This is a genomic window from Psychrobacter immobilis, assembly GCF_904846235.1.
In the GTDB taxonomy this organism is placed as follows: Bacteria; Pseudomonadota; Gammaproteobacteria; order Pseudomonadales; family Moraxellaceae; genus Psychrobacter; species Psychrobacter immobilis_C.
The window spans coordinates 103,701-117,415 of sequence record NZ_CAJGZN010000011.1 but is presented as its reverse complement, the minus strand read 5'-3'; the positions used below and the strand labels follow the sequence as shown (position 1 = coordinate 117,415).

The 13,715-nt window shown below is 43.2% G+C and carries 9 protein-coding genes; 3 read left to right on the top strand and 6 right to left on the bottom strand.

Going from position 1 to position 13,715, the window contains the following annotated elements:
* Positions 1 to 142 precede the first annotated feature (142 nt).
* From JMX07_RS09025 to JMX07_RS09005, 5 genes are all read right to left on the bottom strand, one after another.
* Positions 143 to 799 (bottom strand): siderophore-interacting protein, encoded by a 657-nt coding sequence (locus tag JMX07_RS09025; protein WP_201607519.1) that lies wholly within the window; start codon positions 797 to 799, stop codon positions 143 to 145.
* Positions 800 to 815: 16 nt separating this feature from the next.
* A complete protein-coding gene (locus JMX07_RS09020) occupies positions 816 to 1,259 on the bottom strand; it encodes a MarR family winged helix-turn-helix transcriptional regulator (protein WP_201607517.1) in 444 nt (147 codons plus the stop codon).
* Between the two features lie 368 nt (positions 1,260 to 1,627).
* Entirely contained in the window at positions 1,628 to 3,550 is a 1,923-nt protein-coding gene (gene rpoD, locus JMX07_RS09015) for an RNA polymerase sigma factor RpoD (protein WP_114701010.1), read from the bottom strand.
* Positions 3,551 to 4,080: 530 nt separating this feature from the next.
* Positions 4,081 to 6,300: a DNA primase gene (locus JMX07_RS09010; RefSeq protein WP_201607515.1), complete on the bottom strand. Its 2,220-nt coding sequence runs from the start codon at positions 6,298 to 6,300 to the stop codon at positions 4,081 to 4,083.
* 139 nt (positions 6,301 to 6,439) lie between these two features.
* Positions 6,440 to 7,621 (bottom strand): outer membrane protein assembly factor BamD, encoded by a 1,182-nt coding sequence (locus JMX07_RS09005; protein WP_134292148.1) that lies wholly within the window; start codon positions 7,619 to 7,621, stop codon positions 6,440 to 6,442.
* Positions 7,622 to 8,371: 750 nt separating this feature from the next.
* Between JMX07_RS09005 and JMX07_RS09000 the strand changes: the two genes are divergently transcribed.
* Positions 8,372 to 9,607, top strand: a complete 1,236-nt coding sequence (locus JMX07_RS09000; protein WP_227543644.1) for an RluA family pseudouridine synthase — start codon at positions 8,372 to 8,374, stop codon at positions 9,605 to 9,607.
* Positions 9,608 to 9,647: 40 nt separating this feature from the next.
* Positions 9,648 to 10,526: a polyphenol oxidase family protein gene (locus tag JMX07_RS08995; RefSeq protein ID WP_201607513.1), complete on the top strand. Its 879-nt coding sequence runs from the start codon at positions 9,648 to 9,650 to the stop codon at positions 10,524 to 10,526.
* 234 nt (positions 10,527 to 10,760) lie between these two features.
* On the opposite strand, the gene JMX07_RS08990 is transcribed toward JMX07_RS08995, so the two are convergent.
* Entirely contained in the window at positions 10,761 to 12,014 is a 1,254-nt protein-coding gene (locus tag JMX07_RS08990) for a YeeE/YedE family protein (RefSeq protein ID WP_134292150.1), read from the bottom strand.
* Between the two features lie 714 nt (positions 12,015 to 12,728).
* Between JMX07_RS08990 and JMX07_RS08985 the strand changes: the two genes are divergently transcribed.
* Positions 12,729 to 13,346: a flavodoxin family protein gene (locus tag JMX07_RS08985; protein ID WP_201607511.1), complete on the top strand. Its 618-nt coding sequence runs from the start codon at positions 12,729 to 12,731 to the stop codon at positions 13,344 to 13,346.
* Positions 13,347 to 13,715 lie beyond the last annotated feature (369 nt).

Below are 13,715 nucleotides of genomic sequence, written 5' to 3'. Positions count from 1 at the left end.
GGCTTAGGGACGCCTTGTTCGGCTTGTTTTAGGATGTTGACGATTTGGTTGTCGCTAAAGCGTGTCTTTTTCATAGGATTCTCCTGCTGGTGTATTTTAGCAGTTAATCTCTATTTGTAAGTGTTCTTATTTATTGGGGGGATTACCAGAGTTCGCTAGCGATATAAGCAAAACGGCTCTGCTCTGCAGTTGGCAAATCGAGAGATTTTACTGTGTCGATTAATTGGCTGCCTTGTGTTGGATCTGGGTTATGTAACCATGTCATGGTGATATTGGCTGCTGTCGACAACTTTTGTTCATCTTCTACACCGTGTACTTCGATGATGCATTGACCAGTCGCGCTGGCAGGCAAGGTTTCTAGTATTGAGCCGAGCACAGGTATCGCTGTGGCATCGCCAATCAGTAGAAAATTATCTGCATCGGGACAAAGCGCTTTGGTTTTAGGCTTCATTAAGATGCCAATCTCGTCACCAACCTCAGCATGAGTGGCCCAGCCTGAAGCGGGCGCCTCGTCACCATGAGCGACAAAATCAATCCAGATCTGTTGTTTTGCTACATCAGCGCCGCGATGAGTATAAGTGCGAACAACGAATGTAGTATTGTCATTTAGGTCAATTGGCTGAGCTTTATCGACAGGAATAAGCACTTTATTGTTTGCACCAACTGTCATGGTCGCGATATTGGCAATAGTATCTGCTTGGCCTGTGAGGTATATACGAATGTAGTGCGAAGTAATCATTTGCTTGTGAGCAACGGTCATGATTTCACGCACTGGTTTTTGATTTACTGTGTTATTCATATGGATCTTTCCTTACTTATTTATCGATAGTCTTGCTGGTGCTAACGTTGTCTATCATGGTGCGACTGACACGGAAAAATAAGGCAAGCTCTACGAGGCTTAAATCTTTCGTTAATTGCTGTCTTGTCCATTCTTCTGCTGCATCAAGCTTTGCCATAACTTCTTCGCCTTTAGAGGTCAGCTGTAGTAATTGGCTGCGACCATCAAGCGGGTTATCTGTCTTCAAGATTAGCTCAGCTGCTAAAAGGTCATTTAAGGCACGAGTGATTTGCGCTTTGTCTCGCTGCATGTGTTTAGAGATTGATAGCGCAGTGCTATTCGGGTTATAGCAGACACCTTTTAAGGTTCTGATATTAGTCACGGACAACTCGACACCTTGCTGACGAATGCCTTCTAGCAGTAGATTGGTATAGGTATGCATCAATTGATGTAGTGTTTCGCTCAATGAATTGTTAGACATAAAAACTCTTTGATATAGTTGATAGAAGCAACTATATATAATAAGGTTGATAGTGTCAACTATAAAGTGATTTTTGAAGGAGCGTCTGTATCTATAGTTAGATAATTTTCAATGAAATAAGTTATTAGGAAGTAAGAAAAATAAGGGTATATCTTGAAGGAGGAGCTCTTGGATTAAAGGGATTTATGACTAGGACGCTATGCAATTAAGGAGCTTTGTAATTAATAAGCTTTGTAATTAACAAATGCTGTGATTAATAAGTTCTAGAATTAAAAAGCAGGCATAAAAAAAGCTGAGATATACTCAGCTTTTTTATTTTTAACGATTATCAAAAGCCTATTAGCTAGGCTCAATATTTTTCTGAAAATTTAGTCATTTTCAAGGAAAGAGCGCAAGTGTTCAGAGCGTGATGGATGACGCAATTTACGTAGTGCTTTTGCCTCGATCTGACGAATACGTTCACGCGTCACATCAAACTGCTTACCAACTTCTTCTAGCGTATGATCCGTTGGCATATCGATACCGAAACGCATTTTTAAGACACGTGCTTCACGCTCAGTCAGGTTACCCAGTACATCACGCGTCGCTTCTTGTAGACCAGCAGCCGTTGCATCATCCACAGGACTTGAGATTGTACCATCTTCGATGAAATCACCTAGGTGTGAATCTTCATCATCACCGATTGGGGTTTCCATAGAGATAGGTTCTTTGGCAATCTTAAGCACTTTACGGACTTTAACTTCGTCCATCTCTAAGCGTTCGCCTAATTCCTCAGGCGTTGGCTCGCGACCCATTTCCTGTAGCAACTGACGTGAGACACGGTTGATTTTGTTGATGGTCTCAATCATATGCACAGGAATACGAATGGTGCGCGCTTGGTCAGCAATAGAGCGGGTAATCGCCTGACGAATCCACCAAGTAGCATAGGTCGAGAACTTATAACCACGGCGATATTCAAACTTATCAACGGCTTTCATCAGACCGATGTTACCTTCTTGGATAAGATCCAAGAACTGTAGGCCACGGTTGGTATATTTTTTGGCGATAGAGATAACTAAACGTAGGTTAGCTTCAACCATCTCTTTTTTCGCGCGGCGAGCTTTTGCTTCACCAACTGCCATACGACGTGCCACATCTTTCATATCGTGGATTTTCATGTCGAGCTGCTGCTCATAATCACGGATACGACGTTGAAGTAAAATGACGTCATCAGTGACTTTTTCTAGCGTACCAGCAAATGCAGGCTTACCTTTGATACGTTCAATCAACCAATCAACATTGGTTTCATTGCTAGGGAAGGTCTTACGGAACTCTTCACGCGGCATACGACCACGGCGAATCACCAAACGCATGATTTGACGCTCTTGCTTACGCACGTCGTCATAGACGTCATGCATGATCGCCATGACTTGATCTGACAAGCGGTTGTTTAGCTTCAACATCATAAAGCGTTCAGCAAGTAGGGCATATGCTGTATCAGCCTGTACGCTACCACGGCCATAATCAAGCAATGCTTGCTTGGCTTTAATGAATAGATGCTCAATCTCTTCTAGACGCAAACGAACCTCTTCTGGATCAAGGCCGCTGGTTTCTTCTTCTGCTTCTTCTTCAACGTCGTCTTCGTCTTCATCTTCCTCATCAAGAGCAGCTGCTTTCGCATTGACCTTGGCTTTGACAACCGGTGGGTTCTCTTTTTCTTCTTTGATGCGTTCACGCTCTTCTTTCGCCGCTTCTTTTGCTTCTTGGGCAGCGATTTTGTCTTCTTCGGTCTCAGGGTCTAAGAAACCAGTGATGACGTCAGATAGCTTTTTTTCGCCGTCCTGTACTTTTTGATACTCGTCAAGAACAAACTGTACGGTACCAGGCCAGTAAGACATGGCATGCTGCACATCACGAATACCTTCTTCGATACGTTTAGCAATGGCAATCTCGCCTTCGCGAGTCAGTAGGTCAACCGTACCCATTTCACGCATATACATGCGTACAGGGTCAGTGGTACGACCAGGCTCAGTTTCAACAGAGGCGAGTACTGCCGCTGCCTCATCTGCTGCCATATCATCATCACTTGAATCATCGTTCATCAAGATGTCATCGGCATCAGGAGCTGATTCAAAGATTTTGATACCAACATCGGTTAGCATCTGCACAATGTCTTCGATCTGATCGCTTTCGGTAATAGAGTCGGGCAGCTGGTCATTCACCTCAGCATAGGTAAGATACCCTTGCTCTTTGCCCATTTGGATTAAGGTGGCCAGTTGAGATGTGGACTTAGAAACTGACTTATCGTTCATAAATACTCGCTTACTTGCATCGGACATTTTTATATTGTGACTCGCTATCGCTCGCTCTTTGCGTTGATCTTATCAATCGATTGATCAAAATATGGCGTAGAGGTTGTCAATAATATCAAAAATGAGTTGATATGAATAAAGGCTCAAAACACTACAATAACAATGCTAAAAAACAGCTAAAAATTAGAAAAGCTAAAAAGACTTCAATACAGTACCTAAAAAAATATAGTACTTAAAATTTAATACTCAAAAATAGTATCTAAAAGCAGATACGTAAAAATAATACCTAAAATTTGTGCTTAAAGATGCATGCTCACAATCATTCACCAAGCAGTGCTGTCAATATACAGTGACACAGTTTAACACAGACCGCAGTCGTCAAGCACGAGCTAGTGATAGCTACCGACCATTTTTTGCCGTTTATTTGCCATCAGCTAAATGATTTAGGAGTGACTCATGCTACTGGGCATAATCATTAGTAGTGGGGGCAGCTGCTAGACTTTTAAAGGGTCGACATTTGAAATTAAACATTAAGACTGCACAGTAACCATCTGTGCCGACTGCTCTGCCTGCTGTGCGCGTAGCCAATCATTCAATAATTGGGTTTGTTTGCGGACGATCGCAAGCTTAATGTGATCTGGGTTCTGTATCAGCTCTTGTATTTTTTTCTTCATGTTGCGCTCAAGCAGCTGGCTGACTAGTTCTTCGATTAGGCCATCAAGCCCCAAAATATTGCGTGCGGTTAGCGCTTTATAGAAGCCGCCCCAATTGCGGCTGAGCATATCTTGAGTCGCAGGCTTTACATTCGATAAGATAAAATGCGCCGCTGCATTGACATCTTTTGGGAGGTAATTAAGACAGCGCTTGATAGTACTTACGATGTCTAGCAGAGCAGTATCTTGCAAGTCTTCCCACGCAAGCGGACGTAGCGTATCAAGCGATGCTTTTTGTTTGATATGAGCAGGTAGGTGTAAGCCATTAATCCCTGACTGTTGCCAAATCGACTCAATAGGGTCGTCGATTAACGCGCGCGGCTGAAACAAAAAACAAAGCTGCAATTGCTGACTGATGGTCATATCACCATCAAAATCTAGCAGCGCATCTTTGGCTTCGACATTCTGACTGCGCCTGCCGCCAAGCTTTTGATAAACGTCATTGTTAAGCAAATAGCGAAAGCTACTGCCTTTGGGTAAGGCGGTCGTCAACGAGCGTACTTGAGACATGAGCTTGGCTTTGCCTTCAGCCAGACTCATGTCATAACGCTCACTCAAATACGCAAAAATATACTGTGATAGCGGCATGGCATTAGCGATTTGCTCACGCATGGCATCGCTGCCCTGACTCTTAATAAAAGTATCAGGATCATGATTGTTTGGCAGGGTTAAAAACCGCAGTTCTTTGTCATCGGCCAGTACAGGCAGGGCAACTTCAAGTGTACGCCAAGCCGCTTTTTGTCCTGCGCTATCTCCATCAAAGCTCAAAGTAAGCGTTGGATTGAGTGTCAGTAGACGCGATATTTGGCTTTCATTAATCGCTGTACCCATCGAGGCGATTGCCCCATAGATACCTGCTTGATAAAGAGCGATCACATCCATATAGCCTTCGACCACTAGCCAGCTATCTGCGCGCTGCTGACGTGATTCATAATAGCCGTATAGTACATGCTGCTTATGAAAGACGGGTGAGTCTGAGGAGTTGATATATTTAGGCTTTACTTCGTCATCAAGCGCTCGACCGCCAAAACCAATAGTGCGGCCTTGGTTATCACGAATTGGGAAGATGACTCGGTCTCGCAATAGATCGTAGTCGCGGCCAGACTCTGACTGACGTACCAATCCTAAGGCTTTTAGTCCTTCAATATCCTGCGGAAATTGATGCTCAAGATGCTGCCAACCAAATGGCGCATAGCCAAGACCAAAGGTCTCAAAGATGTCTTCAGTGATACCGCGCGATAAAAAGTAGTGCTTGGCATGGGGGTGCGTGGTCAGATTGTGCTGATAGAACTGCTGGATTTGCTCTAGCAGCTCATATAGGTTGCCATCTTTATCATCGCTTTGCTCAATGCCATGAGCGTCCTGCATACCAGCGCCAGTATCCGTATCTGTCAGCCATGCTGGTGGATAGCCACTGTCATCTGCATGGTTTGGCGTATACGGCTCTGAGGAATACGAGTCCATCGAGTAGGAGGCTGAATCATACGCCTCTAATGGTGGAAAGTTCTCATAGCCCTGATTGTCATCATAACTGGGCTGATCGATGTAATTTTGGTCACTTTGGACGACATTATTTTGATGACTGTCTTGATAAATGCCTTGACGATTATTTTGATGATTGTCTTTATTTGTACCGTCTTGGCTTACTTTGCTATGTTCTACAGTTGGGCTAGGCACATTGTGAACTGGTGGCGGTGCAATAGGTTTGGGTGCGCGACGTTGATAACTAACGTTTTGCTGCTCTTCTTTGGGTACTTCAATGCCTGTCTGTTTTGATAGTTCATTGACCGCTTCAATGAATGTCAAATTTTCATAATCACGCAAAAAACTGATGGCATTGCCACCGACGCTACAGCCAAAGCAGTGATAGATGTTTTTTTGTGGATTGACATAAAAAGAAGGCGATTTTTCACCGTGAAAAGGGCAGCAGCCTTTATATTCACTACCAGCGCGTTTAAGCGTGGTGTGTTTACCAATGATGCTGATCAGGTCAGCTTGGCTATTTAGTTGTTCAAGAATATGGTTAGGAATGCTCATACAAAAAACAGTTTACCATAGGTCGATTATATTGGGGCAGAGGTAATAAGATACTGCTAGAAAAATAAGGCCAACATAATGTTGGCCTTATTATCAATGAATACAGACTGTGTTAGTTAGGCTAAAAGACTTAACGTAATCAATTATTATCCATATCACTCACACTGTCGTCATTTAACGTAGTGCGACGTGTTGGATTGGTATTTAGGGGATCGACGTTGGCTTCTCGTGCAGTCGAGCCAGTACTTGATTGGCTGGTCACGCGCTCAGCTGACGCTTCAGGTAGACCTAAGCCTACGCTAATACCATTACGCGCAGCAGCATTATTGGCGACTGGAGTATTGGCAGGCGTCGTGTTTGTTCCTGCTAGTCTCAACTGGGCTGCATTACGAATCATTTGTGTCTTGGTGGCGCCGTTATACTCGCCAGACGCGACTGATTTGTCAGTTGTGTTCGAACGACCAAGCTTGCCAAAGGTAATCTTATTGAGCCAAGTACGGTCACGTTTGGTGCTTAATTTCACACTACCGTTGCTGGTTAGCATCTCTGGGTAGTTGATCTGCAATAGCGTTTTGTACTCATTGGCCAAATCGGTTAGACCAAGTTTTTCATGGCTATAAGCTAATACTGCAAGAGCATCTGGCGTTGACTCACTCAGCGGGTAGTATTGGAATACCCATTTGGCACGGTTAACCGCTGCTACATAAGCTTCACGCTCGATATACCAATTGGCTGCGCTCATTTCGCTCTCAGCAAACTGATTGTAGATGAACGTCATACGTTGAGCGGCATCTGGTGCATACGGGCTGTTTGGATATTTATTGATAAGCTCTTGGAAGTTGGCAAAGGCAATACGCAAATACGCAGTATCACGCTCAGCTTGGTTCAGTTTAAAGAGCTTTAGGCTCTCAGATGAACCTTCCATATTGGCAACGCCGCGCACATAGTAGGCGTAGCTGACTTGTGGGTTAGATGGGTAGAGACGGATAAACTGCTCAGCACTTGCTGCTGCCATTTCATACTTATCGCCTTCGTATTGTGCATACATCATGTCCAGCAAGGCTTGCTCAGCGTACTGTCCGGTTGGGTAGAATGTGCGCAGATTGGTCAGCTCTTCGATACCTTGGATATAGTGACCTTTGTCAATCTGATTGACGGCCTCCTTATAATACCCTTGCTCTGATTTTTCAGCTGTTTCTACTGCCTCGCCATCTTTGGCGCCAGTTAGATTTTTGAAAGTCTGGCAACCTACCAGATTGACGCTAAGCGCCAGTAGGGTTATTGAGGACAGTTTGATAAACGTATTGCCAACAGCTTGCATACTTCTTCTCCGACACAAGACGCATAATAGCAGCGGCGCTATCATGCTATATAAAAGGTTAGTGATAAAAAACGACGCTAAATAGTCAGCGATCCACCAGCAAAAATTTTTTATCGAATGCAGTTTTTGTTATGACGTATTGTACTGATAGATTGGGTTCGATACATAGCGCTTGTATAGTAAGTCTGTCATAGACCACATGCATTTAACCATAATCAAACGGTTTAAATGGCAAATACGATCAACAAAACCCAATGCTATTTTTATACTGTATCTAAATACGGCATTCGCATACAGTGCCATAGCATACAGCAAAACATGGCTATACTTTATAGAATAACATTTGCTACGTCTATTTTTTCGCCATCTATATTGTATAGGCAGTTTAACATGAGCGGCTGTCACGAGCGATATCGAATGTCGCTAGCATGAGTAAATATACAGTAAATTACAGCAATGTCATGTTCTAGAGAGTTAAGCGATGCATCTTACAGCCCAAAGGTATGCTCAAAAATTATCAGATAGCATGCAGCTTCTATAGGGCTTATGCGTGTGACATGATACACTAGAGCGATATTGTCTCCGCTTTTTTGTACCTTGAAGATTGTTATCTGCTATTTATAGGTAAATGACGATAATCAAAAAACGACAATTTTTTATACTGCTATTTATAATACTATCTTCGAAGTCACCTCACAAAACACTGTTAGGGACTTTTCCATGTATCAATCCGCTATGAATAATGATGCCATGACTACCAATTTATCACCGAATCAATCGCTAGATACTGATTCATCAGCACAAGAGTCACCAATGCCAAATGAAGTTTTGAACAATAATGAGCTACCTGATAATCAACCAATGATGAGTGAGCAAGTGCATGATGATGCTCTTGATAATGAAGAGTTGCTCATCGATGATGGTAATGATCTGAACGATAGCGACATTGATGATAATGATATTGATGACAGCGATATGGATGGTGACGACGATGAAGTCCCAGTAGCGGGACAAGCTGTACCAGTGATTGTAGATATGACGCATGTAGTCACAGAAGATCAAGCTGGTCTGCGTATTGATAAGGTCGCCTCACAAGCGTTTTCAGACTTTTCGCGTGTACAATTACAGAACTGGATTACTGACGGTAGTCTGCTCTATAACGGCAGTGTCCAAAAACCGAAAGTCCGTGTCAAAGCAGATGACGTATTGCATCTATCAACGACGTTACAGCAGCATGGTGAAGACCAGCCAGAAAACATAGATATCGATGTTGTCTATGAAGACGACGACGTATTAGTAATCAATAAACCTGTCGGTATGGTGGTTCATCCAGGCGCGGGTAATCAAAACGGCACCTTGGTCAATGCATTGCTATATCATTATCCTCAGCAGCATCATTTACCGCGTGCAGGTCTCGTACACCGTATTGATAAAGACACCTCTGGATTGCTATTGATTGGCAAAACCAAACCTGCTCAGATGGCACTGATGGAACAACTAAAAGACAAGTCTGTTTATCGTCACTATAAATGTGTCGTAGCAGGGGACCAAGCAAGCTTATCTCGTCATCGTCGTATCGATGCGCCGATTGGCCGACATCGCAATCAGCGTACTAAAATGACGGTGATGACCGCTGGCCGCGAAGCGGTAACGCATCTACTAAATGTCACACCATTGAACGAAAACTACTGTCTACTAGATGTGGGGCTTGAGACTGGACGTACGCATCAAATTCGTGTGCATCTAAGTCATATTACTTATCCATTAGTCGGTGATCGTGTCTATGGTGGACGTCGTCAGTTGCGCTCTGGATTGACAGAGGCTCAGCGCCAAGCTATTAATAATTTCCCGCGCCAAGCATTGCATGCCTATACGTTAGGATTTGTGCATCCGACGACAGGTGAGGACATTGAAGTGACGACGCCGCTACCTGAAGATATGCAAAAACTGATGGCCGTACTCAGCGACGGTTATTATGAAGAGTAAACGCTAATGTTTACTAGATGAGAGGTGAGAGCGAGCAGCCATGACGAACACGTTCCCGATGACAATGATTGCGCAAATTGATAATGTGGCCGTTTTTCAGACGGCTGCTTTTGCGCATGATGATATTGATGATTCTGCTTCCAGAAACCAGCGTACGGGGTATGAATGTCAGTCAAATTACGGCGAGCTAAATCTAGGTCTGCATGTCAATGACAATGCACGGCAAGTATTAGATAACCGCATGAATCTATTAGCTGCTATCAATGAGCAGCTGACAGGTAAGTCTGCACAGAACGAGCAGCATGTGGCTATTAATCGCTTACATTGGGTCAGTCAGGTTCATGGTAAACGTATTCATGATGTCGATGCTACTACGTTGAATATGGCGCCACTATCTGCTGATGCGATGGTCAGTCAACAAAGCGGTCGCGGTCTGGCAATCATGACGGCAGACTGTGTGCCTATCGTGTTATATCAACCTACCAGTGGCAAAATCGCAGCGATTCATGCAGGCTGGCAAGGATTGGCCTGTGGTGTGATACAAGAGACTGTCAACCGCTTTACTGATTCAGGCCCTATACAAGCTTGGATAGGAGTGTGTATCAGTCAGGAAAACTATGAAGTAAATACAGACGTTCGCGATAAGCTATTGGCTGGGTGTATAGCCAATCAGACGTTGCCAGAGGCCCATATCGATAACTTTGTGTCGCTATTTTCTATATCGTCTTATGATGACAAAATAAAGCTGGATTTACCGAAGCTTGCTGCCATGCAGTTAGAAGCTGCCGGTGCTATAGTTGTGAATGACTTGCCTGTTGACTGTAGTTACGCAAATACTCACTATTACTCGTATCGCCGTCAGACTCATATGCACCAGCCTGCCACGGGTCGGATGGCACTAGTCATCGTTCGTTGTTAGCAGCTTTATAGTCAGCGAACTACTAAACCGCTACGGTGTTACCCTTCCTAGAGGTACTATATGTACAATCTACGGTCGGCTGCCTTGTAGCTGTTTTAGATTTCTTTAACTATATAATAATGAGTAGTGGAAACAAAGTGATAAACAATAAAAAAACAGCAGATTATTCTGCTGTTTTTTATTTGAGTGCTACATTTGTATTAATACAAGGTCTGTATTAACACGAAATTTGTATTAACAAACGGAGTCGCTAGATTTCGGCACTGATAGGCCAAATAGAGGACGTAAATACAGTGCCAAGAACGTACCTGCCATTGCCAGTATGCCCCAGATATAACCATGTAGGCTAAAAGAAGCGATACCACCAAAGTAAGCACCGATATTACAACCGAACGCGAGACGTGCGCCATATCCCATCATCAATCCGCCAATGACTGACGCTGCAAAGTTACCTGCAGTAATTTTAGTAAACTTAAACAAACCACCAGCAGCAGAGGCGATAAACGCGCCAATGATGATGCCAATATTCAATACAGTGGTTGAGTCAGCAAAGATAGAGGCCTCAAGCGCTGCTGCATTAGCACCTTGCCAATAGCCCCAGCTTGCCACATTCATGCCAAAGCCGCTTGCAATTTTAGAGCCCCATAATGTAAATGCCGAGGTAATGCCCCACGGTTGACCACGTGTAAGTAATGTCAGACCGTTAAGTAAAGCCAGAACGATTGCGGCAGCAAATAGCGGCCAAGAACCACGGAAGATTCGTTTCCAGCCAGACTCAGAAGGTACGGGTGCCATCTTTGGTGCGTTTCTTTTTTTCTCAACGACTAATGTTACCCATGCGATAATGCCGAATATGGCTAGCGACACCAGCCATGCCCCTGTATATCCAAGACCTGTAGAGGTTGCCAAAGAGAAAGGTGCATAAGCGGGCATCTCTTCTGTCCAGAATGGCAAGTGATAAGCACCAATCGTGGCACCCACTATGAAGAAAATAAAGGTGATGAACATAACAGAGCGTCCACCGCCTACTGCATAGAGCGTACCAGAGGCACAGCCGCCACCAAGTTGCATGCCGATACCAAATACAAATGCGCCTACGACTAGACTGACCCCTAATGGCGCGACATAACCTGCGACAGGACCGCCAAATAGCGTCGTGCCATAAGCAAGGATTGGCGCAAATAGCGTAACAGCCACTGCCAACATTAGCATATGTGAGCGCATCGCCTGACCGTTGCCCACTGACATCATACGTCTAAAAGCAGAGGTAAAGCCAAAGCGGGCATGAAAAAGGGTATAGCCTAACAAAAGACCTATCCCAAGTAGCAATGATTGAGAGATATGTTGAGTGGCTAATAGATACGCGAGCACTATCAATCCTACGATGCCACCACCCATAGTCAAGGGTTTTTGCGGTGCATTTAAGGCCAGCTCATCTCTGACGATAGGATCTTTTGTGTCGTTTACAGGTTGAACGAGAGTAGTCAAGGTAATAGCTTCCTTATCCGATGATGTTATCAGATATCATTTTTATAAGAATTTATATGAGTATAGTTACGCAGGTTTGCAGAATTGGAAACTGTATTTCTGTGAATTCGATTGATTTGGTTAAGCAGTAAGAAGCGTTACATCATAATCCTATTGTCATTAATGTAAATACGGAGAGATTAGAAGAAATAGAATTAGTATATGATGATATGGAATAAATAAATCACTGTATATATTATTTGATATCAATAGTTATCTATATTGCTGATAATTATGGGTTTATCAGGTATCACGGAATAGTTTTTACTATTTCAACAGATAATGCGACTTACTCATTTATAAAAAATATATTAAAAGTATATGTGATCTGATTAGCCAAACTTTAATAAATAACTTAAAAACAAAAATACGTCTGATACAATGGACTTGAATTCAATGAAGTTCATCGCATATATACTGGTACGTATACGCTGACGTATAGAGACAGTGTAATTAAAAACTATGCGATTGCTCCATCGTCATTGATATTTCTGCCAGTTAGATTCACTCAAAGAAGCGTTGCTTGATTCTATTGTATCGTTTTACATTTTAAGGGCTTGAGCTATCGATAAGTACTTATCAGTGAAAGTGAAGTCACTAACTGTCAACTGTGGCTAAATATCCAATATTTTGTAAGTTTTACTATTCAACCAATTATTTATTATTAGAGTACGTATGAATACACCTGCTAAATCGTCTGACACCTCTACACCTACTGATAACACGCCTAATGTCTCAATCGCTGTTATCTTCCATAGTAATTATGGTCATACCAAGCGTGTCGCTGAGGCGATAGTACAAGGTGCGCATCAGCAATTGCCAGAAGCGCAAGCTAAGGCAGTCGATGTGTATGATGTTGATTGGGACTACTTAGATCAGGCAGATTTGCTGGTTTTTGGCAGCGCAGTGTATATGGGCAGTGTGACGGCTGAATTTAAGACGTTTATGGATGAGACATCTAAGCGCTGGTACCATCGTAAATGGGAAGGCAAGTGGGCAGCAGCGTTTGCCAATTCGGGTGGACTGAGCGGTGATAAACTTGCTGTATTGCAGCAGATTTCTCTATATGCGATGCAACATGGTATGAATTGGATTGGTCTGCCATTGATGCCGACAGGTCATGAGGCTCACGACTTAAACCGTCTGTCTAGCTTTTTGGGACTAATGACTCAGTCGCTTGATGGGCCACCTGAAGAGACACCAGGTTCGGGCGATATTGATACTGCTATTTGGTTTGGAGATCATCTAGCCAAAACGATTATTAAGCATCAACCAGCTGATGCTAAGCTCTAAAAAAAGCTAGAACCGACAGAGCAATTAAATAAAAAAGCAGACATTATTGATGTCTGCTTTTTTTTGTGCCAATTTTTATTGAGCGATAAGTGCGATTAAGCGCTAGGCTTTTTATGGAGCAACAAGCTTAGTAGGGGCGGGCTTCACGGGGATAGGACTGTCAACGAATTGAAACGACTGACAACCTCCTAACAGCATCGTTGCTACTAGCAAATAAGTAAAGACAAATGACTTCATAGTAATATCTCAAAAACGATTTTAGCCCAACGATATGTCACGATTATCCATCATTAGAAATAATAGTAGTGAAGAGTCGGGCTTATTTGCAGACATTATATATAAAAATCAGCTGCTCATAGCAGTTTAAAG

Coding starts and splice junctions, on each gene's coding strand:
- JMX07_RS09025 (WP_201607519.1), bottom strand. CDS start 799: ATGAATAACACAGTAAATCAAAAACCAGTGCGTGAAATCATGACCGTT.
- JMX07_RS09020 (WP_201607517.1), bottom strand. CDS start 1,259: ATGTCTAACAATTCATTGAGCGAAACACTACATCAATTGATGCATACC.
- rpoD (WP_114701010.1), bottom strand. CDS start 3,550: ATGAACGATAAGTCAGTTTCTAAGTCCACATCTCAACTGGCCACCTTA.
- JMX07_RS09010 (WP_201607515.1), bottom strand. CDS start 6,300: ATGAGCATTCCTAACCATATTCTTGAACAACTAAATAGCCAAGCTGAC.
- JMX07_RS09005 (WP_134292148.1), bottom strand. CDS start 7,621: ATGCAAGCTGTTGGCAATACGTTTATCAAACTGTCCTCAATAACCCTA.
- JMX07_RS09000 (WP_227543644.1), top strand. CDS start 8,372: ATGACTACCAATTTATCACCGAATCAATCGCTAGATACTGATTCATCA.
- JMX07_RS08995 (WP_201607513.1), top strand. CDS start 9,648: ATGACGAACACGTTCCCGATGACAATGATTGCGCAAATTGATAATGTG.
- JMX07_RS08985 (WP_201607511.1), top strand. CDS start 12,729: ATGAATACACCTGCTAAATCGTCTGACACCTCTACACCTACTGATAAC.